Origin of the sequence: Sphingobacterium sp. JUb20, from assembly GCF_004342035.1 — a bacterium.
Classification (GTDB): Bacteria; Bacteroidota; Bacteroidia; order Sphingobacteriales; family Sphingobacteriaceae; genus Sphingobacterium; species Sphingobacterium anhuiense.
On record NZ_SLYV01000002.1, the window covers coordinates 291,388 to 316,594 of the forward strand.

Here is a 25,207-nt window from a genome sequence, read left to right on the forward strand (position 1 = left end):
ATTTGTAACTTATTTTGAAATAATTCCTTAACATTTTTTAATGAAACATCACTTATTAATACTTTCAGTTGCTTTATTCTTATTTTCATGCTCTTCCAAAAAGAATAGAAAAACAGAAGAGATAAAAGCCACACCTGCTGTAATTGTACAGCATCCGGATAAAAAGGATAAACCGCAACGTGAAAAGGTTAACATTAATATACAAGAGAAAAAGGTTGAAGCACCAAAAGAAATCGCTGTGGAGCTTCCTGAAGTGCAACGTGAATTTCGTGCTGCATGGATCGCATCTGTCGCAAATATAAATTGGCCAAGTAAAAACTTTTTATCTACGGATGAACAAAAACAGGAAGCGATCCAGATTTTAGAATTTTTGAAAGCAAATAATTTCAATGCAGCTATTTTTCAGGTTCGCCCCTCGTCGGATGCGATGTATAAGAGTGATCTCGAGCCTTGGTCATATTTTTTAACAGGAGAACAAGGGAAAGCTCCTTTTCCATATTATGATCCTTTGGAATTTTGGGTTGAAGAGGCACATAAGCGAGGGATTGAATTACATGTTTGGTTAAATCCTTATCGTGCTCACCATACTTCTGGCGGTAAGTTGACAGAGGCATCTATGGCTAAAAAGATGCCCAATTCCGTTGTCCGTTTGAAGCAGGGATGGTATTGGTTTGATCCATCAAAACAATCTACTCAAGACCATGCTGCCCGTGTAGTAATGGATATTGTAAAACGTTATAACATTGACGGGGTACATTTTGATGATTATTTTTATCCTTATGCGGAATATAATGGAGGGCAGGATTTTCCGGATAATGACAGTTGGAATGATTACAAAAAGAATGGTGGTACATTGGCTCGTGCAGATTGGCGTAGAAATAGTGTAAACACATTCATTGAACGGATCTATAAAGAAATTAAAGCTGAAAAGAATTTTGTGAAATTTGGTATTAGTCCTTTTGGGATCTGGAAACCAGGTTATCCGGCAGGTATTCAAGGGTCTAGTCAATATGATCAATTGTATGCAGATGCAAAGCTATGGCTTAATAAAGGCTGGGTCGATTATTATACGCCACAATTGTATTGGCCTATACAGCCTGCTAAACAAAGTTTCACAACTTTATTGAAATGGTGGGAGAGCGAAAATACAATGCACAGACATCTTTGGCCAGGTATCAATACTGTAGGGAAACGTACAGCAGAATATTCAACTGAAATTGTAAATCAAATTGCTGCGATGCGTAATATCGTGCCAGATAGCAAAGGTATTGTTCATTGGAGCTTAGCCGGTTTAATTAAAAACCCTACGATGACAAGAGCAATTTTTGAAGGTCCTTACCAAAATAAAGTATTGATACCTAGAACGCCTTGGTTGAATGCAAATCCAATGCTGAAGCCAACTTTGTTGTTGACAGCAGAAAAAGATTTTGTTTTTGCAAAGTGGCAACATAAACAAGTAGATCAAGTTTATCACTGGATACTTTACTGCAACTATGGTGGTGAGTGGTCATATGAGATTTTTGATCCTTCGGTTACTGCCAAGCAACTTGCAAAAAGTAAGAATGGTAAAAAGTTACTATATGTGGCAGTAAAAGCAGTGGACCGTCTGAGTAATGAGAGTCCATATATGGCGGAAAAGATTAAGTAATTTAAAATAAATCTATAAAAAGGGATATCTAAAAAGGTATCCCTTTTTTTGTTCTGGGAATTTGTGTTTTGATGTGGTAGCGTACATTATAGTCTTGGTGTATTAATTACATTGCTTGATAACAAGCGATTTGGAGTTCGTATTTATCTGAAGTATATTTAGATATGGAAGATACTTATAAAAAAGCTGGTGAATCTGTTATACGGATATCTCAGTTGATGTTACCCTCTAACGCCAACTTTGGCGGAAAGATTCATGGTGGCTATATTTTGTCATTGATGGATCAAATTGCTTTTGCAGTTGCCTCCAAGTTTTCCGGAAATTATTGTGTGACAGCGTCCGTTGGAAAAGTGGACTTTCTAAAGCCTATTGAAGTAGGGGAGTTGGTAACACTTATCGCTTCGGTCAATTATGTAGGAAATAGTTCGATGGAAGTTGGAATTCGTGTTGAATCGATGAATATTCAATCTGGTGAGACAAAACACTGCAACTCATCATATTTTACAATGATTGCAAAAAATGCTGAAGGCAAATCTGTTCGTGTTCCGCGACTTATATTGGAAAGTGAAAAGGAGATCTTTCGGTTTTATAAAAGTGTGATTAAAATAGAAATTGAAAAGGAGAGAGAGCGGGCTACCCTCGATCTGGAATTTGACTCTCAAGAACAACAGGAATATATCAAACAACATTACGATGTGAAAATAAATTTGTGATGATGGTGATAATAATTTAGTGGTGCGGTCTTTTGCATATTGTTTTTTTTGTTTTTAAGGTTTATCAATCGATTGTATGGTAACTTAATGATTTTCAAGTGTGTTTTATGGCATTTTTTGAAAATAATTACGCATAATCTTGCAAAGCTTAGAACCTTTTTATACTATTGTAAAGTAATTAGTATAAACCTGTCGGGATCGAAACATCCGATATAAACAATTGCTACTAACTAAATTATTATCATGAATAAAAAATTACTCTTATTCTGTTCGGGAGTGATGTTATCTACCAGTTTGTGGGCACAAACGAAAACTATTTCGGGGAAAGTGACCAATGCATCTGATGGGACATCCATGTCGAATGTGACTGTAAGCATCAAAGGCAAAGCAGTAAGTACGCAGACCAATCCAGATGGAAGTTTTACCATTAAAGCAGATCCTGGAGATGTGCTTATTTTTAGCACTATTGGTTCCAAACCATTGCAACAGACTGTTGGCTCAAGCTCTAACGTCAATATTGCCCTTTCCAACAGTGAAGAAGCATTGACCGAGGTAGTTGTAACTGCTATGGGGATAAAGAAGGAGAAAAAAGCTTTAGGTTATGCTGTTCAGGATATTAAAGCCGACGAGCTGATGAAGAATAAAAATCCGAATGTGATCAATTCTCTAAATGGTAAGATTGCAGGTGTGAATGTAACTAACTCTGGAGGTTCCCCTGGAGGGTCGGCATCTATTGTTATTCGTGGTGGCACATCTTTAGAAAGAGATAATCAACCTTTATTTGTTATTGATGGTATGCCCATGGATAATTCTACAGGTCAAGGTGATAATTCAGCATTTGACGGAAATACAAATATTTCAACGACAAATGGTAATCGAGCATTAGATATTAATCCTGAAGATATTGAGTCTATTTCAGTATTAAAAGGCCCTGCCGCTGCAGCGCTTTATGGTTTGAGAGCAGCGGCCGGAGCTGTGGTTATTACCACAAAGAAGGGTAAAGAAGGTGCAACTTCTATTGGTATTAATTCGCGTATCGGTACTAATTGGGTTAATCGTCTGCCAAAGCAACAGGATAAGTTTAAACAAGGATCATATTACAATGGTTTATTTATTCCTGAAACTAGCTTATCCTGGGGTGATGCTTTTAAAGATGGGGAGAAAATCTATAATAATATGGAAGATTTCTATCAAACCGCAACTACATATGATAATTCATTTAATGTTTCTGGCGGATCTGCAAAAGGGAACTTCTATCTATCGGGTTCAAATATTAAACAGAGCGGTGTTGTGCCAACAACAGATTTCGACCGGACTACATTTCGATTTAATGCAGAGCAGAAAACAGACATCTTTACCTTTGGTGCTAATGCTTCATTTGCACGTTCCTCAACTCGTAAAACTTTAACTGGATCTGGTTTATGGGGTGGTTCTGGTTCGGGCTATATGGAATCTATAATCGCTTGGCCGAGAAATTCAAATATGCGAGATTGGATAAATCCTGATGGTTCACAGCATTTATTATTGCCAAATATTCCATTGTTAGATAATGCTGATAATCCATATTGGACGATCAATAAGAATCCACAAAATGATAAAACAGATCGTTTTTTAGGTACTGCTTATGCCTCTGCTAAAATTACGAGTTGGTTAGATGCTACATATCGTCTAGGTATCGATAATTATACTACGGATTTTAGTACATTAATTTCTCCTGGATCTGCAGTCAAATTGGCCTGGCAGAATGGTATGCTTTCTGAAGGAAAAAGACAATACTCCTATTTGAATTCAAATTTCATGTTGAATTTCCATAAAGTAATTGCTGATAACTGGGATTTAAATTTGTTATTAGGTACTTCTGCTGAAGATACTCACATACAGGCAAATTCTTTACGTGCAGAAAATTTTTCTATTCCAAACTTTCAAAGTATCAATAATGCCGAAAATGGAGATAAATATTTAAATCAAGTAATCACGGATAAGCGCTTATTAGGTGTTTATGGTGAATTTAGAGCGGGATATAAAAATTTTGCGTTCTTTAGTATTACTGGAAGAAATGATTGGTCTTCAACTTTGCCAATTCAAAACCGTTCATTTTTCTACCCATCTGTTTCAGGAAGTTTAATTTTTACTGAGCTAATGGATAAGAATGATATGTTATCATTTGGAAAATTACGAGCATCGTATGCCCAAGTGGGAAAAGATGCTCCGGCATATCAAACCAATACTTATTTGTTTGGTCCTGAATTAACGATAGGTGGAGGTTATAGAAATGCGTGGACACGAGGAAATGATCAATTAAAACCTGAGACAACAGCCTCTATGGAATTTGGTACGGAATTGAAATTCTTAAAAAATAGATTGGGGTTGGATTTTACATACTATCAAAATAATTCGAAAGATCAAATCTTACAACCTCGTGTTTCAAACGCTACAGGTTATATCTTAAGTTATGTAAATACGGGTGAAATTGAAAATAAAGGTTTTGAGATTTCGTTAAATGCAACTCCAATAAAACGAGATCATTTCACTTGGGATATGATGTTGAATTTTTCTCATAATAAAGGTGTTGTTAAATCGCTTCCGGCAGCACTCCCAATATTATATGTTACGGATGTGCAGGTGGGGAATGGTAAAGCGGCTTCCTTTGGTAATGGAAATTTTATGGGCCTTTCGGGATCAACATGGCAGAAGGATGCTGACGGAAATCTTTTATTAGATTGGGAAACAGGAAATCCTTTAACATCCACATTGACTACTACACCAATTGGTAATCGTGAACCAGATTTTATTGGGGGATTAACTAATAATTTCACTTATAAAAATTGGGATTTTTCATTCTTATTTGATTTTCGTAAAGGTGGAGATATCTTGAATGGGACAGAATATCTGATGACAACTTATGGGCTTAGTAAAGAAACAGAAAATAGAGGTCAGACACTCACCTTTACAGGGAAATCTTTAAATCCAGCAACAAAAGAATACGAGACAGTAACGCGTGAAGTTATTGCTACAGAAAAATATTATCGAGATATTTATGCAAATAACACTCCTTTTTTTGTTGAAAAAGTTAATTGGTTGCGTTTACGCTCGGTTTCATTGACTTATAGTTTACCATCATCTATCTTAAAAAGATCCAAAGTTTTCAAAGGTGCCTCTTTTAATGTAACCGGAACAAACTTATGGCTGCTTACAAATTATTCAGGGATGGATCCGGAGACAAGTGCAGCAGGAGCGGGTGTTATAGGATCAGGTTCGGTAGGTATTGATTATGCAGGTGTTCCTGCTACTGCTGGATTTACATTTGGTGTTAATTTAAAATTCTAACGTAATGAAAAAAATATTTTATATAGCCACAACTTCTATACTATTGCTACTCAATTCTTGCAGTAAATGGTTAGATGTTAATGATAATCCTAATGCTGCGAATTCAACAGTACCGACACCTCAACAACGGCTGCCATCCATGTTGGCTCAGTTTATAGATGGATATGAGTCTGCAGGTACGCGTACTTCATTTTTAGGTCAGCAGTTGGCAGTTGTAAATGCTAACAATAATAATTGGAATTTAACCAGATGGAATTCAACAGCTTCTTCAACAGGCTGGCCTTGGCAATCATGGTATGTGAATACTGCTGTAAATATTGATCCGTTAATTGAGAGTGCAACCAAAGTTGGAGCTTACCACTATATTGGAGTAGCAAAACTGATTAAAGCTTGGGGCTTTGGTTATATGGCTGATCTATATGGAATGTTGCCATATGATGAGTTTGATAAAGTTAATAATCTTACACCGAAGTTTGATGATGGAGAATATGTGTATACCAAAATTTTAGCTTTAATTGATGAGGCTATCTTAGATTTGTCTAAAGAACAAGCTTCTGGAGCAGCTCCATTATCTGCCGGAGACATTTTCAATAAGGGAAACGTACAGAATTGGTTGAAATTGGCTTATGGATTAAAAGCTAGATTTTTAAATCATTATAGTAAATTACCTACATATAACGCACAGGCTGTATTAGACGCTTTGGAGAAAGCTCCAATTTTAAATGATGAGAGTACAATTATACAATATATTGATGAGACAGCTACGACAAGTGATCAGAGTAAAGCATCTTTGCAGTGGGGGAATACTGGAACTTCAGCCCGTATTACGCAATTATATTATAATTATATTACCAATAATTATCATGGCGCCCCCTCTGGTAATGCTAATGTTATTGATCCGCGATTAAACTTATTAATTCCAAGTTCTCAGAATCCAGATGGCAGTTATCGTCAAACCTTATTTGTAGATATGAGTTCTGATTTGCCAAAAACAGGCCCTGCTTCTTATGTTTATGCCAGTGCGACAAATAAATTTTCAAATAAAGATTCCGTTTATATTTCAATGCGTAAGGAGGTTGCCGCAAATGGTCGAGTACTTTCAACAGGAACTTGGTATACTGAAAAAGGAGGTAAAGGATTATTATTAACTAATTCTGAAATGAAGTTTATTGAAGCAGAAGTACGCTTTAAAAAAGGAGAATTGGGAGCAGCATTAACCGCTTATCAAGCCGGGATCAAGGCGCATATGGAAATAATGGGTGTTAAGGCTTCGGATGTAGCATCATATATGGCAAGTTCTTCCATCGTGCAGGAGGCTGGTAAATTAACTTTAAGTCATATCATGATTCAAAAATATATTGCTCTTTCGTATTCCCCTGAGCAATGGTCTGATTTGAGAAGAATGAATTATTGTACGGATGCATCAGGGAATTACAATGAATCAACAGGTATTTATAAAGGATTTAAAAGGCCGTCCCATGTATTTGCCACTGCTTATCCGTCGCAAACTGAATGGCCTAGGCGGTTTGCAATTCCATCTTATGAAATTAATTATAACCTAACTCAGGTAAAAGCGGCTAATGCGGATGCGGATTTACCCACTTATCAAAATCAACGTATTTGGTGGGATAAATAAAAAATAATTAGGGTTTACATTTATTTTGTAAACCCTTTTATATATTAGTGAAATGAGATACTTTTATTTTCTATTTTTATTTTTTGCCATTCGTTCATTTGCGCAAACATCTGAAATAATTCAAAAACCAATTATTTGGAATGCAGAACGTGAGCAATTGTCTTTGGATTATTTGAAAAACAGGCATGGTATTGTACAGCAGACGGCTATTATTAAGCCAATAATGGTAGTGGTGCACTGGACTGCTAATAATAGTGTTCAGGCAACATTTAATACATTCAATCCAGTGCTATTGCCAGGTAGGCCTGAACTTAGAAAAGCAAGTGCTTTAAACGTCTCTTCCCAGTATGTTATTGATAGAGATGGAACCATTTATCAGTTTTTACCCGATACAGTGTTTGCAAGACACACTATTGGTTTAAACTATTGTGCTATCGGTATTGAAAATATTGGAGGAGATAAGTATCCACTTACCGGAAAGCAGTTAAAAGCAAATGAGAAGCTGATCAGATACTTGAAAAGTAAGTACCCGATTGATTTTGTAATTGGCCATCATGAATATAGAGCTTTTCGAAAGACTAAATATTGGAAAGAGACTGATCCTGATTATTTTACGTCTAAATCAGATCCAGGGGATGCCTTTATGTTAAAGCTGAGGGAAAATCTGAGTGATTTGAAACTTTTATCTTTATAATAGATCTAATCGATCAATGAAATAAAAGGAGTTCCTGAGGGCTCCTTTTTTGTTATTTATATTTTTTTGAGGATTTCATTGCATTTGATGAGTTTTTTCGTCGCTTTTGATGCCCCAAAGACATCTCTCTTATATTTTTCTTAAGAAAGTCTTATTTGCTGTTTTATGCTACATTCTGCGTGTGTATCAGTAATGTTACATTTGAGTGTATCTGTTACACTATTTGAGCCAATTTTACATCTTTAAATTTTATTTATTATTCTGTTATTTAGTTAGTTATGTTGTTTTAATAATTTTTTCTGTTAAAAAATGTTAAATAAATAGCAATTGGATTTGAATAAAATAAAAGTGATCACTTACTTTGTTTTGCATGTTTATGAGTTATTTAATTTAGAAAACGAAAACATCTACTTACATTTATTGACGAATTATCAACTATTTGGCAGTATGGTAGGTACGCTATCATCAATTTTAATTTAACTATGAAAAGACTATTTGCATTCCTTGCATTGACAAGTTTTCTTGCTTTCAATTCCTGTACTAGTAAATCAGCAATTGTAAGCAAGACTCCTTCTTCTACAGTCACTAATAATACAGATATTTTACCGGGAGCAGATCAACTTGCAATTTACTTACCCATGTTAAAAGGTAAGAAGGTTGGGATAATGGGGAATCAAACTTCTGTTGTTGGACGATCAAAGGAACATCTGGTTGATTTATTGTTTCGGGAGAAAGTGGATTTAAAATTTGCTTTTGCGCCTGAGCATGGATTTAGAGGTGATGTAGAAAGAGGAGAGAAATTTGGAAATGATGTTGACTCTAAAACAGGGTTGCCTTTATATACTTTATATGGCGGTAATCAGAAACAGGATTCAATCATAAATACAATCGATGTTATGATTTTCGATCTTCAGGATGTTGGAGCTCGATTTTATACTTATATCACTTCGTTACATCGTGTTATGGAATTATGTGCAAAACATAATAAGAAATTAATTGTCTTGGATCGACCTAATCCAAATGGAGATCAAGTAGATGGTCCCGTAAGGCACGATGATAAGTTTAAATCTGATGTTTCTTGGCACAAAATAGCGATGATTCACGGTTTGACAATTGGTGAATTGGCTAAGATGGTTAATGGTGAAAAATGGTTAGAAAATGGAAAGCAATGTGATGTTACGGTTGTCCCTGTAAAAGGATATGATCATAAGATGATGTACGAACTGCCGGTTATTCCCTCACCAAGTCTTCCAAATGCGTTATCGGTTCGGCTGTATTTATCATTATGTCTTTTTGAGGGGACTGATATTTCCGTAGGACGTGGAACGGACTGGCCTTTTCAAATTATTGGTTATACCAATCCAGTTTATGGTTCATTTACTTTTACTCCAGGTGATCGCCATGGTATGACAAAACATGTGGAAGGTAAAGGTGCTGTTAATTATGGTCTTGATCTTCGAAATATAATTCCTTCGGAGCACAAGTTTACCCTGAAATATCTCTTGGATTTTTACAATAAAACTCCTGATAAATCAACTTTCTTTGCCCGACCTGCCTTTTTTGACAAGCTAGCGGGAACAGATCAATTAAGACTGCAGATTCTTGCAGGTAAATCGGAAGATGAAATTAGAGCATCATGGGCTAAGGATTTAGACGCATATAAATTGATGCGTAAAAAATATTTGATCTACCCAGATTTTGAATAAAACAAACAAACTAAATATCAATATAAGCAATCATTTATTTTAAAACGCTACAATACAATGAGAAAATTTATACTATTTTCTGTTGCGGTGGGATTAAGTGTGCCTTCGAAGTCTTTCAGTAATGTGAGCAAAGAGAGTATTCTAAATAATCCTAAAGTAACACAGTCACTTTTAGCTTCATCCAAATCTGTACTTCAAAATGCAGTTCAGGGGGTAGTGACTGGACCAGATGGGCCCATGTCTGAGGTAAGCGTAGTAGTTGTTGGAGGAACGGCATCTACAAAAACTGATAGCCAAGGTCATTTCAAAATTGCTGCTCCAATTGGAAGTAAATTAAGATTTACTTCTGTGGGTTATGCAACAAAAGAGGTGACAGTAACTTCTAATACAGTCAATGTAACCATAGAATCAAGCAATGAAGCTTTGGAAGAAGTCGTTGTGGTTGGTTATGGTACGCAGAAAAAAGGAAATTTGACGGGTGCTGTTTCGTCAATTTCTGTAAAAGATAATTTACAAGGCAGAGCTATTGCTGATGTTGGAAGAGGTATCCAGGGAACTACTCCAGGTTTGACCGTGGTTATTCCAAGTGGCGAGGTCGGGTCCGATCCGGTTATGAAAATACGTGGACAGATAGGTTCTATTGCAGGAACATCTAACCCACTTATTTTGTTGGATAATGTTGAAATACCAAGTATTCAGTTGGTTAATCCTGCTGATGTGGAATCGATTACTGTGCTGAAAGATGCTGCTGCATCATCAATTTATGGTGCAAAGGCCGCCTTTGGTGTTGTTTTGATTACGACAAAAAAAGGTGGATCAGGTGAAAAAGTAAATATCAATTATTCAAATAATTTTTCGTTTCAAAGCTCGGCAATTGATTATAATATGGCTGGGGTAAATGCTCTGAAATATACTTTGGAAGCTGTGGAGCGCGTTGGAGGAACCGAAGCTGGGGCTTTTTATAAAGTCAATCGCGAAAGTTATAATCGTGCTTTAGAATGGGAGAAGCTATACGGTGGAAAGTTAGGTGTTAATGATCCAACTGTATATGGAAGGGATTGGTATGTGAATCCAGCCGAACCAACAAAAAAATATGGTGTACGAACTTATGATCCTCAAGATTATATGATTCGTGATGTTGCTCCTTCGTCGCAACATAATCTTTCATTTTCTGGATCTGCAGGTAAAACAGATTACAATTTAAGCATGGCTACTCTCAGTCAGGCAGGAATGATGAAAACTACTGACAACGATAAGTTTAAGCGTTATAATGCTTCGTTGCGGATTTCTACCGAGCTTAATAAATATTTGACTGTGAGAGCAGGAGCTATGGTCTCCAGAAGAAATAAACAGTATCCGTATACGACTAACTCAACAACTGCAGATCCTTGGTTATATTTATATAGATGGAGTTCGCTGTATCCAATGGGCTTGGATGAAAATGATAGAGCGATCAGAAGTCCTTGGAGTGAAACATCTGCAGCAAATACAGCCAGTCTACAAAATAATTATTTAAACCTAAATCTAGGAGCGACAGTAAAAATTAATGATAATTGGAAGTTTGATATTGATTACACATTTGCAAATAATGAGATGATCAATACTTATCCAGGAACACGATTTACAGGGGCAGATTCATGGGTTGCTGGTGTGGCTAGAAATGATGCAAATGGAGTTCCTGTTTATGTTGATAATACAGGAGCTGTAGTGGCGTCAGGTGTTGCTGGTGCTATGCGCGCATACGATCTAAATTATTATCAGTATACGCCTAATGGTGGTAATCCTGATCATTATAAAAGGACAGCTGGTAACGAGCGAAATAATACGATCAATGCATTGACAACTTACAATTTAAGGGTGAATGATGATCACGATTTCAAATTTATTGCAGGTTTGAACCGCGTAACATTAGATTATTCTGAAAATTCTTCGCAAACATTTAATCTAATAGATTTAAATAATCCTCAGTTAGGATTTGGAATTAACACTGCCTCACAACAGGCTACAGGTGATGCAAGATGGGAAGCTCAGTTGGGGTACTTTGGGCGTGTGAACTATGCCTACAAGAATAAGTATCTTTTTGAGGGTAACATTAGATATGATGGTTCTTCTAAATTTCCGACAGACTTGAAATGGAAATGGTTTCCATCTTTTTCAGCTGGTTGGGTTGCTTCGGAAGAAGGTTTTATGGAATGGTCTAAACCTGTTGTGAGTCAATTGAAATTTAGAGGTTCATGGGGCTCTATTGGTGATCAAACCATTAAGCCAAGTTTGTATACGTCAACTATGACGGTTGGTGAGGTGAGTTGGTTGGCTGCAGATGGTAGTAGGGTGTATGCGATCGGTACACCAACTTCTGTGCGATCGGATATATCATGGCAAAATATTGAAACTTTGAATTTAGGAGCTGATTTAAGAGTACTAAATAATAAGTTGGGTTTCGTATTTGATTGGTATAGAAGAAATACGAGAAATATGATTGTTCCTAGTGGAAACGTGAGTGCAACATTTGGAGCGCCAGCACCACAAGGAAATTATGGTGATATGAAGACTCAAGGATGGGAGTTTGCGGTAGACTTTAATCATAGATTTAGCAATGGTTTAGGTTTAAACATGCGTGGAACGTTAGCTGATGCACAATCAACTATCTTAAAATATACAGATACGCAGTTGATCAGCAGTTATTATGTGGGTAAAAAAGTAGGAGAAATCTGGGGGTATAAAACTGATAGATTGTACCAAGCTTCAGATTTTGAATATGATGCCGCTGGAGCATTAGTTAAAACAACAGATAAAGGTAAAATAGTAAATAAACTATCTGACCCCAAAGGTGCTTACCAAGGATATTTGCAGAATAGCAGTGACTTTATTTTCGGGCCTGGCGATGTAAAATTTGCTGATTTAAATGGTGATGGAGTTATCAATGATGGAAGTAAAACCGTTAACGATCATGGAGATTTAGCAATCTTGGGGAATGAGACTCCTAGATATGAATATGGTTTCCGTTTAGGTCTTGATTTTAAAGGGTTTGATTTTTCTGCGTTTGTTCAAGGTATTGGAAAACGTGAAATGTGGGGTAATGGTTCACTAGCGATTGCTGGCTATCAATCCTCTGACGGTGCAATGCCTTCAACTATTGCCGATAATTTTTGGTCTGCCGATAATCTTGAAGCATTTTATCCTAGAGCCTATAATAATGGTGGTAACAATTTGAATAATAATATGCAAATCCAATCGAGATACCTGTTGGACTTATCATACCTGCGTGTTAAAAATATAACGTTGGGTTATTCTTTGCCAGCTACGATGCTGAATAAAGTTTATATTAAATCAGCACGTGTCTATACGTCATTAGAGAATTTCTTTACAAAAGATCATGTAAATGGATTGCCTATCGATCCTGAAGTGATAAATGGTTATTCAATGTTTAATGACACGAATTATAACTCGGGAAGAACAGGGATTGGTACGCCTACTTTTAAGTCGGTATCTTTTGGTGTTCAAGTTAATTTTTAATAACAATGAAAATGAAATATTCAAAGAAAATAGCATACGTTGCTTTTGCAGCAATGGCTTTGTTTTCATCATGTAGTAAGGAAGTGTTAGATAGAAATCAATTGACACAGTTGGAAGATGAAAATAGTTGGGGAAATGAATTGGGGCTTCGATTATATGCGAATGGGTTTTATCAAAATTACTTTGTGGGCTATAATAGTGCTTGGGGGACAGATTATGCTCCAGTAACTGGTTATACGTTCTCAGATGATTTGACAAATAGAAACGTTCAGACAAATTTTGAAAATGCTGTTCCTGCATCTCGTGTAGGTTCTGGTAGCACGATTACTGCTATGGAGGCTCCTTCTATGTTGACGCAGTATTCTGGCCCAACATGGAATTTTGCTTGGGTAAGAAAAGCAAATATTTTTATCAATAGAATCGATACTAAAACTAAACCAAATATTACCACTGAAGCCTATAATCATTGGACTGCAGTTGCTCGCTTTTTTAGGGGGTTTGAATATAGTCGATTAGTGGAGGTTTTTGGTGATGTTCCTTATTTTGATCGAGAACTAGCAGATAATGATATCCAATTAATGTATAAAGACCGTGATAAACGCGGTGAGGTAATGGATAAGGTTTACGAAGACTTTAAATATGCCTTGGAAAATATGAGAATCAATGACGGTAAACAGTATTTGAATAGATATATTGCCGCATCTTTTATTTCTAGATTAATGTTGTTTGAAGGGTCATTTCAATATTATCATAACCTGGATAAAAATAGGGCTAAGAAATATCTTGAATTAGCACAGCAAGCTTCTGAAATTGTTATCAATTCGAACGCCTATTCATTTACGAGTGATTTTAAAAGTTTGTTTTCTTCAGATGATCTAAGCGCCAATAAAGAGGTGATCATGTATAGAGCCTATGATAATGGTAAAAGTGTTACGCATAGTGTAGGATCTTATAGTAATGGAACTGAAGGACAAAATTCAGCAGCAAATTTAGTATTGATGAAGTCGTTTATTTGTAACGATGGTAAGCCTTGGCAAAATTCTACTGCAACAAATGCAAGTAGTTTCAAGATAAAAGATTTGGCAGTGTCGCGTGATCCTAGATTTGAGGCTTCATTTTATGAAAAACCATTAAGTTCTTCTGCGACTTTATTGTATGCTTTTAAATTTGCTTCTCGTGAGGCTCTTACTTATTTAGGCAAAACATATCCTGCGGCTTGGGCTAGTAATACAAATATTACTGATGCGCCTGTCATTCGTCTAGCTGAAGTTGTATTGAACTGGGTCGAGACGAAACAGATTTTAGCTGAAGGTTTTGGTGGAGCTGCAGTTACGCAGTCGGATTTGGATAAGTCGGTTAATGCGATCAGAAACCGTCCAATTGATGCTATTGCAACTTCAAAAGGAGTTAAAAAAACTGCGCCTTTAATTCTTGGAGCTATTGCGGTAGATCCTTCTCGTGATGGTGATGTTTCTCCTTTGATGTGGGAAATTCGTCGTGAACGCAGAATGGAATTTGTGTACGAAGGTTTTAGATTGTTGGATATTAAGCGCTGGAAAAAACTTAATTACATGGATTATAGTAAAAATCAAGACTATTTCTTAGGCCCGTGGTTAGATGTGAAAACAGATTTGCCTAGTTTACTAAATAAGAGTAATGAAGGTAAATTGAAAGTTGTGAATGCAACCGGTGCGACAATTACATATAATGGTAGCAATGATGATCAATTGGTTGGTTTTTATATGGTTGAAAATGCGCAACATAGAGAACCTTTCACAGATCGCTCTTATATGGCTCCAGTTGGTCAGGCTCAGGTTAACGAGTATAAAGACAGAGGATATACATTAACACAAACAGCAGGCTGGTAGTCTTTGACTACTGGGTTATTAGAGCCACTTAATTTAGGTGGCTCTTTTTATTTGGTCCCATTGACCATTTTGCAAAAGTGTTTGTTTGCGTTATTATTTTATATTATTGCACAAACATGCATGTTTGTGCATTTTTTTAAGTATATTTACGTTAATAACTGATTCCTATCATGATAAAAAGAACCTATACTATTATTTGCATAATGACTTTTGCCTTCAATTTCTTGCATGGGCAAACTTTCAAATTTGCCCATGTAACAGATACGCATGTTGGCGGTGCAACTGGAGAAGAAGATTTACGACGAACCGTAAAAGATCTCAATACATTAAAAGATATTGATTTTGTTATTTTATCGGGTGATATTACAGAATTTGGTGCAGATCATGAATTGAAATTGGCCAAGCAGATACTGGATAGTTTGTCATTGCCATGGTATGTAATACCTGGAAATCATGATGGTAACTGGTCTGAAAATGGGGCCAATACTTTTCGTAATGTGTTTGGAGGTGAAACCTTCTTTTTTAAACATAAAGGATTTATGTTTTTGGGTACAAACTCTGGTCCTAACATGCGGATGAGTCCTGGTCAGATTCCGAGGGAAAACCTAGTGTGGATGGATTCTGTGTTTAGTGCTCATCCTGATCGTAATACCCCTCTCATATATATCAATCACTATCCGCAGGATTCTTCTTTAAATAATTGGTTTGAAGCGTTGGATCGTGTGAAATCTAGAAATGTACAATTAGCTTTTTGCGGACATGGTCATATAAATAAAGTGTACGACTGGGAGGGTATACCTGGGATCATGGGGAGGTCAAATTTGCGCGCGAAGAATGAATATGGCGGTTATAATATTGTGACGATTGACCAGGGTAAGGCTACTTATCAAGAACGTACAGTTGATGGAACTTCCTTGAATCCTTGGGCAGTGATCGCGCTAGAAAATCATCATTTTGAACTAGATAAAAAGAAATATCCGAGACCAAATTACGCTGTTAATGAAAAATTCGCCTCTAAAGTTGTTGTGGATTGGGTTTTTCAAGATGAGAGTGATATCGGTTCTGGAATGGCACTTTATAAGGATTTGATCATTACAGCAAATACTTCAGGAGATGTTTTTGCTTTGGATAATAATACGGGGCAGAAAAAATGGTCATTTAAAACTGGTGGTAAAGTTTATTCAACACCAGCTGCATGGAAGGGTGTTGTCGTTGTCGGTTCTTCAGATCATTATATCTATGGGTTGGATGCAGAAAGTGGACTGTTAAAATGGAAAATTAAAACAGGAAAAGCTGTTTTGGGATCACCTTTGATTCAGAGTGGCACGGCATACATCGGCGGTTCGGATGGAGTTTTTAGAGCATTGGATGTACTGACTGGAAAGGAAAAGTGGAATTTTAAGGACGTAAAGGGGTATGTTTCTACGCTCCCAACTTATTATCAAAATCTAATTATTTTTGGTTCTTGGGGTAATGGTTTTTATGCCTTAAATGCGCAGTCAGGTAAATTAGAGTGGGAATGGAATAATGGTCATGCTAATCGGATGTTTTCAGCTGCTGCTTGTTATCCCGTTGCGGTGAATAATGCCATTTATGTGGTAGCTCCAGATCGATTTATGACAGCTTTAAATGCGAAAAATGGAAAGGTTATCTGGAGAGAGAAGAAGGATACGATACGAGTTAGAGAGTCAATGGGTTTATCAACTGATCATAAATATGTATATGTGAAAACAATGGATGGTGATTTACTTGGTATTTCCACCAAAGCTGATAAAATGGAAGTCTCATGGAAATCAGATTTGAAACTTCCTTATGAACTAACCCCGTCAGCGATCACCGCTAACAATAAAATTGTTTTTGTACCAAGTCATTCAGGTTTGCTGTCAGCTGTTAATGCCTCCTCAGGAGCTGTATTGTGGCAATATAAAATATCAAATGGTATGGTCAATCCGCCGCTGATTATGGGTAATAAAGGGTTAGTTTGCAGTACAATGGACGGTAAAATTGTTAAACTAAAATTTTAACTTTATAAAAGTTCTAAATTATGAAATTAACTACGCAAAACTTATTACATTTACAGCGAGTTTTTATGCTTGTTTTTGCATGTTTTGTTTTTAACTTTGCGAAAGCGCAAGAACAGGCATGGATAAGAGTGAACCAATTAGGGTATACACCTGCAGGAATTAAAGTTGCGGTATTTGGAGCAAAGGAAAAGGCTGATTATACTCGGTTTGAACTGATTGATGCGAAAACACAGAAAAGTGTATTTTCGAAGATAATCGGTAAAGATTTTGGAACTTATGGACCATTTGTGCAGAGCTTTAGGTTTGATTTTTCAGCATATCGTGATACGGGTTCTTATTATTTAAGAGTTGGAAAAGTGAAATCACCAGTTTTTAAAATTGGAAAGGATGTCTATAAAGGAGCTGCCGATTTTGCACTTCGTTATATGCGGCAACAAAGAACGCTTTTTAACCCGTATCTAAAAGATAGCTGTCATACACACGACGGTTTTGTATTACATGCTAATAAGGTAGGTATTGCAGATAGCTCACGTATTGATGCAGGAGGAGGCTGGCATGATGCTTCCGATTATTTGCAATATTCAACGACTTCGGCAAATGCTACTTATCATTTGTTAGCTGCTTATAGAGATTTTCCAAAAGTATTTGGTGATCAAAAGCAGGCAAATGGATTGGATGGTCAGAATGGTCGCGCTGATGTGCTGGACGAAGCAAAATGGGGATTGGATTGGTTGCTAAAGATGCATCCTGCTCCAAACTTAATGTTTAACCAGATTGCAGATGACCGTGATCATACAAATATGAGAATGCCTGGTGAAGATCCTTTTTATGGAAGAGGTTTTGAAAGACCGGTGTATTTTATAAATGGCGAACCGCAGCAACGTGGTAAGTTTATGAATAATACAACAGGTACAAGTTCAACGGCAGCCAAGTTTTCGAGCGCTTTCCATCTAGGTAGTTCTTTGTTTCGAAATAATGATATTAAATATGCTAAAACTTTGGCTAAAAAAGCCAAAACAGCATATAACTTTGCATTAATAAAACCTGGGGTAACACAAACAGTATCAGTGAAGTCTCCTTATATTTATGCCGAGGATAATTGGGTTGATGATATGGAGCTGGCCGGAGCAATGTTTTATGGGGCAACAAATAAGAAGCGGTTTTTAAATGAATCGATAGCTTATGCGCGACAGGAAAAAATTACGCCATGGATGGAAACAGATACCGCAGCACATTACCAATGGTATCCATTTATTAATTTAGGGCATTATGAACTGGGAAAACAGTTAAAAGGCAATGATCGCGAGGAGATTGTCTCATATTATAAGTCTGGAATAGCGTCGGTCTTTGAACGAGCAAAAACAAATGCCTTTTATAGGGGTGTTCCTTTTATTTGGTGCAGTAATAATTTAACTGTATCGTTCGCTATTCAATGTTTATGGTATAAAGAATTGACACAGGATACACAATACGATGAATTGGCACAAGCAAATATAGATTGGATCTTTGGTACAAATCCTTGGGGCACAAGCATGGTTTATGGTCTGCCTTCGTGGGGAGATACACCTGTTAATCCGCATTCTGCATTTACTCATTTAAAGAATTTTCCAATTGATGGTGGGTTGGTTGATGGTCCCATAATGACTTCGACATATCGTAATCTGATCGGAATTAAATTGCTGAATGAGGATCCGTATGCCGCATTTCAAAGTGATCTTGTTGTTTATCATGACGATTATGGTGACTACAGTACAAATGAACCTACAATGGATGGTACTGCTTCATTGATCTATTTGTTAGCTTCTCAAGAACAAAAGGCATTAGAGGAGCCTCAAATAAAAAAGTAGTTAAAGATTCTTTTGGAGCTATCGTGAGAGGAGATAGCTTGCAAAAGCAACTAGCGCTGGTTTTTACAGGACATGATTTAGCTGATGGTGGATTGACGGTGCTAAAAATATTGAAAGAAAAGGATGTAAAGGGTTCTTTCTTTCTAACAGGAGACTTTTTGAGAACATCGAAATTTCGTTCTGTTGTAAAGGAGATTAAAAGGAATAAACATTATCTTTCTGCTCACTCTGATAAACATTTATTGTTTAGTGATTGGGACAATAGACAAGGTTTATTAGTAACAAAGGATTCATTTGTCCAAGATTTGGAGATGAATTTCAGGGAATTAGAAAAATTAGGTTTTCGAACCGATAACAAATATTTTATTCCTTCGTATGAATGGTACAATCAGGAGATTGTCGCGTGGAGTGAGGAAATGGGATATGTGCCCATTAATTATACTCCTGGATTACGAACTGCCGCCGATTATAGTTATCCTGAAATGGGTAAACGATATTTATCTTCTGATGATATTGAAATAGGGCTATGGGAACAAAATAAAAAGCTAAACGGATTAAATGGATTTATCATACTCATACATATGGGCACAGACTCACGTCGAAAAGATAAATTTTATCACCGCTTAGGTAAAATAATAGATAAGTTAAAGAAAGAGGAATATCAATTTGTCGATATTCGTGTGTTATTACAATAGAATAAAGGATAATATAGAAGATAGGATGATAAATACAACCGAAAAAGAATCGCATTACCAGGATTTAGAAAAAATGACTGTTTTGGAGTTGTTGACGAATATTAATAACGAAGATAAGACCGTTCCGATGGCTGTTGAAAAAGCTATTCCGCAGATAGAGGCGTTGGTTAATGAGTGTGTAGCTAAGATGAAAAATGGAGGACGTGTTTTTTATATCGGTGCTGGTACAAGTGGACGATTAGGTGTTTTGGATGCATCAGAATGTCCTCCAACTTATGGTGTTCCATTTGATTGGATTATCGGAATGATTGCAGGAGGAGATACGGCTATCCGAAAAGCAGTTGAATTTGCTGAAGATGATACAGAACAAGCCTGGAAGGATTTGACTGAATATAGTATTAATAAAACGGATGTTGTTATCGGTATTGCCGCGTCAGGAACGACTCCTTATGTAGTTGGAGGTTTACAAGCCGCTAATGCCGCGGGATTAGTAACAGGCTGTATCGTTTGCAATAGTGGTTCACCTATAGCAAGAGAGGCGCAATTGCCTGTGGAAGTAGTGGTTGGGCCTGAGTTCGTGACAGGTTCTACACGTATGAAAGCAGGGACTGCTCAAAAATTAGTACTGAATATGCTAAGTACCTCCATTATGATCCAATTGGGGCGTGTGCAGGGAAATAAAATGGTTGATATGCAATTATCTAATCATAAATTAATGGCTCGCGGGGTTCGTATTATTATGGATGAAACGAATGCAACGGAAGCTGAAGCAACAGAATTATTGGAAAAATTTGGTCATGTGCGCCAGGCAATAGAGGCATATCAAGAAACACACTAAACACTAAATCACCTATTATAAAACAAACTTATGTCACCAATAATTTTATTATCATTTTTGGTGGTCTACTTTGCTGTTTTACTTGCCGTAGCGCATTTTACTTCAAAGGGATCATCAGACAACTCCACTTTTTTTGTGGCTAATCGCAATTCGAAATGGTATATGGTTGCCTTTGGAATGATTGGTACTGCATTGTCAGGAGTGACTTTCATTTCAGTACCGGGAGCAGTTGGTGCTTCAGAATTTAGCTACTTTCAGTTTGTGCTGGGAAATGCCGTTGGTTTTATTATCATCGCGTATGTCTTGTTACCGCTATATTATAGGATGAACCTAACGTCTATTTACACCTATTTAGAAGAACGTTTTGGTCATACAACTTATAAAACAGGAGCAGCTATCTTTTTAATTTCAAGAACGATCGGTTCTGCCTTTCGTCTTTATTTGGTTGCTATTGTATTGCAACATTTTATTTTTGATGCTTGGAATATTCCTTTTGTAGTTACAGTTGTAATCTGTCTGTTGTTAATTTGGCTTTATACAAATAAAGGCGGGTTGAAGACAATAATTGTAACGGATACGCTGCAAACAACATTTTTGATAACAGCGGTTATTCTTTCCATCTACTTTATGGCTAAAGGACTAAATTTTGGAATTGTTGATACTTTCGAAGCAGTTAAAGAAAGTAGCTATTCTAAAATATTCTTTTGGGATGATTTTGTTGGTAGCAAAGCTAATTTTTGGAAACAATTTCTAGGGGGGATTTTTGTAACCATTGCCATGACAGGATTAGACCAGGATCTGATGCAGAAGAACCTCTCCATGGGAACAATCAAAGAGGCTCAAAAGAATATGATTACTTTTACCAGTGTATTTGTGGTGATCAATATTTTCTTTTTAGCAGTTGGAGCACTGCTCTATATCTATGCAGAGAAAAATGGAATTGATATCAGTCAGCTCGCTACTCGTGATTATTTATATCCTGAAATTGCTTTAAATCATTTGGCTATTCTTCCGGCAATAATTTTTATGATGGGATTGACGGCAGCTACATTTGCAACTACTGACTCAGCATTAACTGCTTTGACGACTTCGTATTGTATTGATTTCCTAAATTTTAATAAAAAAGAGAATCCAAATGATCCAGTATTGGTTAAGCAACGTAATTATGTACATTTTGGCTTTTCTATTGTTATGTTATTGGTGATTTTAGTATTCAAATTAATTAATGATGATTCGGTCGTAAACGCAATCTTTACAGCTGCAAGTTACACATATGGTCCATTGTTGGGACTGTTTGTTGTAGGTATTGCTACAAAATACGCAGTTAAAGACAAACTAGTGCCTTTCATTTGTGTAATATCACCAGCTATTTTGTATATTTTGAAAACTTATGTAATAGAAGTTTATACGCCGTATGTAATCGGTTTAGACTTGATCATTATCAATGGTTTTATAACATTCTTACTGTTGATTTTAACTTCTCCGGGTAAAGCCTCCGATAGAGCGCTTTCACATAATTAAAAAAAGTTAAGTGATTTGTACGTGCAAAAAAATTAAGTTAAGTTTGATTAAATTAGTTTTTTTGCACGTATGTATCAATTGATAGAAGAAACCGCTGGATTTATCCGCAAGAAAATAGGCGATTTTCAGCCTGAATTTGGAATAATACTAGGTACTGGATTGGGTAAGTTGGTCGATGAGATCGACGTCCAGTATTCATTGATGTATTCCAATATCCCCAACTTTCCCATTTCTACAGTTGAATTTCATTCCGGTAAATTGATATTCGGTATGCTGAATGGTCGTAGGGTTGTAGCGATGCAGGGTAGACTTCATTATTATGAAGGCTACAATATGAAAGAAATTACATTTCCAATCCGTATCATGAAAGTCTTGGGCATTCAGAAGCTCTTTGTTTCAAATGCCTCAGGATCTTTAAACCCTAATATTCTTAAAGGTGATTTGGGTATCATTTCCGATCACATTAATTTGTTGCCAGATAATCCGCTACGTGGTTCAAACTTAGCCGCATTCGGTCCACGTTTTCCTGATATGAGTCAACCCTATAACCGTGAAATGGTAAAGCAAGGTTTAGACATTGCTGTCCACAAAGAAATTAGGGCACATGAGGTTGTATATGTAGCTGCCCCAGGACCAAATTTGGAAACTAAAGCCGAGTATCGTTACATGAGATTGATTGGCGGTGATATTGTGGGGATGAGTACTGTGCCTGAAGTTATTGTCGCTAATCATATGGATATACCTGTTTTTGCGATCTCTGTGATTACTGATGAGGGTTTTCATGATAATCTGCAACCTGTTTCTTTGCAGGACATCGTAGATATAGCTGCAAAAGCTGAACCAAAGATGACGTTAATTTTGAAAGAATTAATAGCTTTGCAATAGTTTTTAAACAATACTAGTTCAAATATTAATGAAGGTGACCCTGCGCTTATTAGCGATTTTTTGTTGTATTCTTGGTTTTGTAAATCAAGTTCAAGCACAAAGTAATGATGAATGGAGTAGTGCTTTAGATTCTGCTCGGGCAAAAGAAGATGCGAAACAGGATTCTGTTATTTTGTCTGCTAAATATATTCGATATACAACATTGGATATGATGAAAAAAGGAACCTACACCGTTCAAATAGATACATCACATCGTAATTTTCAGTATTACAATAAACAGAATTTACCATGGAATCCCAGTATCAATTTAGGTTCCTATGGTTTGGCAACGCGTGACCTATTATTTCAACCTAGTAAAACGATAGGTTTTCAAAGTGGATTTCACAGTTTGGAGCGTACCTTGTACAGACCGGATTCTATTCAATATTTTAGGGCACGTGCCAGATTTTCGGAACTTTATGCTGTAGGATTTTTCTTTGATGATCAAGTATTTCGTGCAAGACTTGCACAAAATATAAATCCAAGACTTAATATAGGTGGAGAATTTCATGCAACAAGAGCAGATGGATATTATACCAATCAGAAGTATTCCGATATCAAATCGGCTTTATTTGCTTGGTACGAGTCCGAAAATCACCGCTATAATTTGTTGACAAATTTAGTGTTTAATAAACTTGATGCTTCAGAGAATGGTTCGATTTTGTCAGATAATATATTCAAAGATAAGGAAAAGCAATCATCCGATCGTTACCCCGTAAGATTACAGGGGCAAGGAGACAATAGACCTCGAAATGAATGGCGTGATAATTCATTTTTCATTCGTCAATCGATGTTTCTAGGTCATCTTGATACCGTTGATGCAGGTAAGCCTACAATGCAGATTTACCCTACAAATAGCGTTGCACATAACAGTTCTGTACGGATTCAGAAATATAATTTTTTTAAAAATGAAACCGATGCTAATGGTGCTTTCCCATATGGTTCTTCCAGATTAACGCAGGATACAACGGAAATTACTTCTATTTCAAATGAATTTGAATATAGCTTTTACTTGAGGGGGAAATCTATTTTTAAAAATGAAGCGAAATTAAATGTTGCTTTTCAACATGATATGTATTGGTATTCAGATAGTGGTATCAATAACAGATTTTATCAAAATGGTATGCTAAAAGGGGAGCTAGGGTATAAGTTCTCAGATCGAGTAAATCTGACAGGTAAAGTCAATCAGATAGTGATGGGTCATAATTTTGGTGATTATCTTTATGAAGCAAAAGCCGACTTTTTATTAAGTTCGAATGTCGGTAAAATTACGCTTTCGGCTTATTCGCAGAATAAATCACCGGAAATGGTATTTAATCGAATGAATTATACCTACCATCAATGGGAGCGAGATCTTAATAAAACAAAAACACAAAATCTAGCTTTTCAGTATAGCAATCCAAAAATTGGGTTCAATGGAAAGGTTGAATACTTTTTAATGGATAACTATCTTTACTTTAAAGAGATTGATAATCCGAAAAATGATCCACGCCTGGCTAAATTAATTGAACCGGCGCAATTGGGATCTGTTAATCTATTAAAGGTTTCAGTAGGACAAAAGTTCAAGTTTAGTAAATTTACCTTGGATAACTTAATTGTATATCAAAAAACAGATCAGCAGGAAACACTTGCAACTCCTGAAATATATACCTGGCATAGTTTGTATTACAGCAATGTGCTTTATAAGGTGGTTGATTTCAACATTGGAGTTGATGCACGTTTCAACACTCCGTTTACAACACCATCTTATTCAATTAATGCAAGTCAGTTTTATAATGATAATGCAGGGATTAAATTTTCGACTTATCCTATATTTGATGCGTGGGCTACAGCAAACATACAACGCGTGACACTTTTTATAAGTTGTAATTTTGTAAACCAATATTTGGGCATGCCAAAAGGCTATTATACTGTTCGTCGTTATCCGATGAATGATGCGAATATAAGATTTGGTGTTTCTTGGAAATTCTATGACTAAAAATATTGAAAATTATATGCGTGGCTTCTAGTGGATTGCGTTTTTAAGCGTAAAAAACTTTTGAAATAATTTTGAGAGTCGAAATTTTGCAGTACATTTGCATACGCAATTAGGGAAAGGCATTACATAGCGAGAACTAAAGCGGGAAATTAGCTCAGCTAATTTATTGAAAGTCTGAAAAAAAAATGGAGAATTAGCTCAGCTGGTTCAGAGCATCTGCCTTACAAGCAGAGGGTCACTGGTTCGAACCCAGTATTCTCCACGCAAACAGG

Annotated in this window: 15 protein-coding genes and 1 tRNA gene; all 16 read left to right on the forward strand. The window is 36.4% G+C overall.

From position 1 onward, the window contains the following. Positions 1-40 precede the first annotated feature (40 nt). Positions 41-1,648: a glycoside hydrolase family 10 protein gene (locus tag EDF66_RS04495; protein ID WP_132840931.1), complete on the forward strand. Its 1,608-nt coding sequence runs from the start codon at positions 41-43 to the stop codon at positions 1,646-1,648. A 164-nt stretch (positions 1,649-1,812) separates the two neighbouring features. After that, positions 1,813-2,361: an acyl-CoA thioesterase gene (locus EDF66_RS04500; RefSeq protein ID WP_132840933.1), complete on the forward strand. Its 549-nt coding sequence runs from the start codon at positions 1,813-1,815 to the stop codon at positions 2,359-2,361. Positions 2,362-2,604: 243 nt separating this feature from the next. After that, complete coding sequence (locus tag EDF66_RS04505) at positions 2,605-5,688, forward strand: SusC/RagA family TonB-linked outer membrane protein (RefSeq protein ID WP_132840935.1); 3,084 nt, start codon at positions 2,605-2,607, stop codon at positions 5,686-5,688. A gap of 4 nt (positions 5,689-5,692) precedes the next feature. Continuing rightward, on the forward strand, positions 5,693-7,324 hold the full coding sequence (locus EDF66_RS04510) for a SusD/RagB family nutrient-binding outer membrane lipoprotein (protein ID WP_132840936.1): 1,632 nt from the start codon (positions 5,693-5,695) through the stop codon (positions 7,322-7,324). A gap of 52 nt (positions 7,325-7,376) precedes the next feature. Then, a complete protein-coding gene (locus EDF66_RS04515; RefSeq protein ID WP_132840938.1) occupies positions 7,377-8,018 on the forward strand; it encodes an N-acetylmuramoyl-L-alanine amidase in 642 nt (213 codons plus the stop codon). 482 nt (positions 8,019-8,500) lie between these two features. Then, a complete protein-coding gene (locus EDF66_RS04520) occupies positions 8,501-9,724 on the forward strand; it encodes an exo-beta-N-acetylmuramidase NamZ domain-containing protein (protein WP_132840940.1) in 1,224 nt (407 codons plus the stop codon). Between the two features lie 57 nt (positions 9,725-9,781). Continuing rightward, positions 9,782-13,240, forward strand: coding sequence for a SusC/RagA family TonB-linked outer membrane protein (locus EDF66_RS04525; RefSeq protein ID WP_132840942.1), 3,459 nt, complete (start codon positions 9,782-9,784; stop codon positions 13,238-13,240). A gap of 5 nt (positions 13,241-13,245) precedes the next feature. Next, positions 13,246-15,108 carry a RagB/SusD family nutrient uptake outer membrane protein gene (locus EDF66_RS04530; protein WP_243655988.1) on the forward strand — a complete coding sequence of 621 codons (1,863 nt, stop codon included), beginning with the start codon at positions 13,246-13,248 and terminating at the stop codon, positions 15,106-15,108. 170 nt (positions 15,109-15,278) lie between these two features. After that, positions 15,279-17,132, forward strand: coding sequence for a PQQ-binding-like beta-propeller repeat protein (locus tag EDF66_RS04535; RefSeq protein WP_132840945.1), 1,854 nt, complete (start codon positions 15,279-15,281; stop codon positions 17,130-17,132). Positions 17,133-17,152: 20 nt separating this feature from the next. Further along, positions 17,153-18,979 carry a glycoside hydrolase family 9 protein gene (locus EDF66_RS04540; protein WP_243655989.1) on the forward strand — a complete coding sequence of 609 codons (1,827 nt, stop codon included), beginning with the start codon at positions 17,153-17,155 and terminating at the stop codon, positions 18,977-18,979. 38 nt (positions 18,980-19,017) lie between these two features. Then, the gene (locus tag EDF66_RS26300) at positions 19,018-19,674 is read left to right on the forward strand and encodes a polysaccharide deacetylase family protein (protein ID WP_243655990.1); all 657 of its coding nucleotides are present in this window, start codon (positions 19,018-19,020) and stop codon (positions 19,672-19,674) included. 25 nt (positions 19,675-19,699) lie between these two features. Beyond that, positions 19,700-20,512 carry an N-acetylmuramic acid 6-phosphate etherase gene (gene murQ, locus EDF66_RS04545; RefSeq protein WP_021191946.1) on the forward strand — a complete coding sequence of 271 codons (813 nt, stop codon included), beginning with the start codon at positions 19,700-19,702 and terminating at the stop codon, positions 20,510-20,512. Between the two features lie 30 nt (positions 20,513-20,542). Next, positions 20,543-22,033: a sodium:solute symporter gene (locus EDF66_RS04550; protein ID WP_132840947.1), complete on the forward strand. Its 1,491-nt coding sequence runs from the start codon at positions 20,543-20,545 to the stop codon at positions 22,031-22,033. A 69-nt stretch (positions 22,034-22,102) separates the two neighbouring features. Further along, positions 22,103-22,918: a purine-nucleoside phosphorylase gene (locus EDF66_RS04555; protein WP_132840949.1), complete on the forward strand. Its 816-nt coding sequence runs from the start codon at positions 22,103-22,105 to the stop codon at positions 22,916-22,918. Between the two features lie 28 nt (positions 22,919-22,946). Next, positions 22,947-24,935, forward strand: coding sequence for a putative porin (locus EDF66_RS04560; RefSeq protein ID WP_132840951.1), 1,989 nt, complete (start codon positions 22,947-22,949; stop codon positions 24,933-24,935). 187 nt (positions 24,936-25,122) lie between these two features. Next, positions 25,123-25,197: transfer RNA gene (locus EDF66_RS04565), tRNA-Val, on the forward strand. Positions 25,198-25,207 lie beyond the last annotated feature (10 nt).

Excerpts from the sequence above, each read along its gene's own strand:
- EDF66_RS04495 (WP_132840931.1), top strand. The coding sequence starts at position 41 with ATGAAACATCACTTATTAATACTTTCAGTTGCTTTATTCTTATTTTCA.
- EDF66_RS04500 (WP_132840933.1), top strand. The coding sequence starts at position 1,813 with ATGGAAGATACTTATAAAAAAGCTGGTGAATCTGTTATACGGATATCT.
- EDF66_RS04505 (WP_132840935.1), top strand. The coding sequence starts at position 2,605 with ATGAATAAAAAATTACTCTTATTCTGTTCGGGAGTGATGTTATCTACC.
- EDF66_RS04510 (WP_132840936.1), top strand. The coding sequence starts at position 5,693 with ATGAAAAAAATATTTTATATAGCCACAACTTCTATACTATTGCTACTC.
- EDF66_RS04515 (WP_132840938.1), top strand. The coding sequence starts at position 7,377 with ATGAGATACTTTTATTTTCTATTTTTATTTTTTGCCATTCGTTCATTT.
- EDF66_RS04520 (WP_132840940.1), top strand. The coding sequence starts at position 8,501 with ATGAAAAGACTATTTGCATTCCTTGCATTGACAAGTTTTCTTGCTTTC.
- EDF66_RS04525 (WP_132840942.1), top strand. The coding sequence starts at position 9,782 with ATGAGAAAATTTATACTATTTTCTGTTGCGGTGGGATTAAGTGTGCCT.
- EDF66_RS04530 (WP_243655988.1), top strand. The coding sequence starts at position 13,246 with ATGAAAATGAAATATTCAAAGAAAATAGCATACGTTGCTTTTGCAGCA.
- EDF66_RS04535 (WP_132840945.1), top strand. The coding sequence starts at position 15,279 with ATGATAAAAAGAACCTATACTATTATTTGCATAATGACTTTTGCCTTC.
- EDF66_RS04540 (WP_243655989.1), top strand. The coding sequence starts at position 17,153 with ATGAAATTAACTACGCAAAACTTATTACATTTACAGCGAGTTTTTATG.
- murQ (WP_021191946.1), top strand. The coding sequence starts at position 19,700 with ATGATAAATACAACCGAAAAAGAATCGCATTACCAGGATTTAGAAAAA.
- EDF66_RS04550 (WP_132840947.1), top strand. The coding sequence starts at position 20,543 with ATGTCACCAATAATTTTATTATCATTTTTGGTGGTCTACTTTGCTGTT.
- EDF66_RS04555 (WP_132840949.1), top strand. The coding sequence starts at position 22,103 with ATGTATCAATTGATAGAAGAAACCGCTGGATTTATCCGCAAGAAAATA.
- EDF66_RS04560 (WP_132840951.1), top strand. The coding sequence starts at position 22,947 with ATGAAGGTGACCCTGCGCTTATTAGCGATTTTTTGTTGTATTCTTGGT.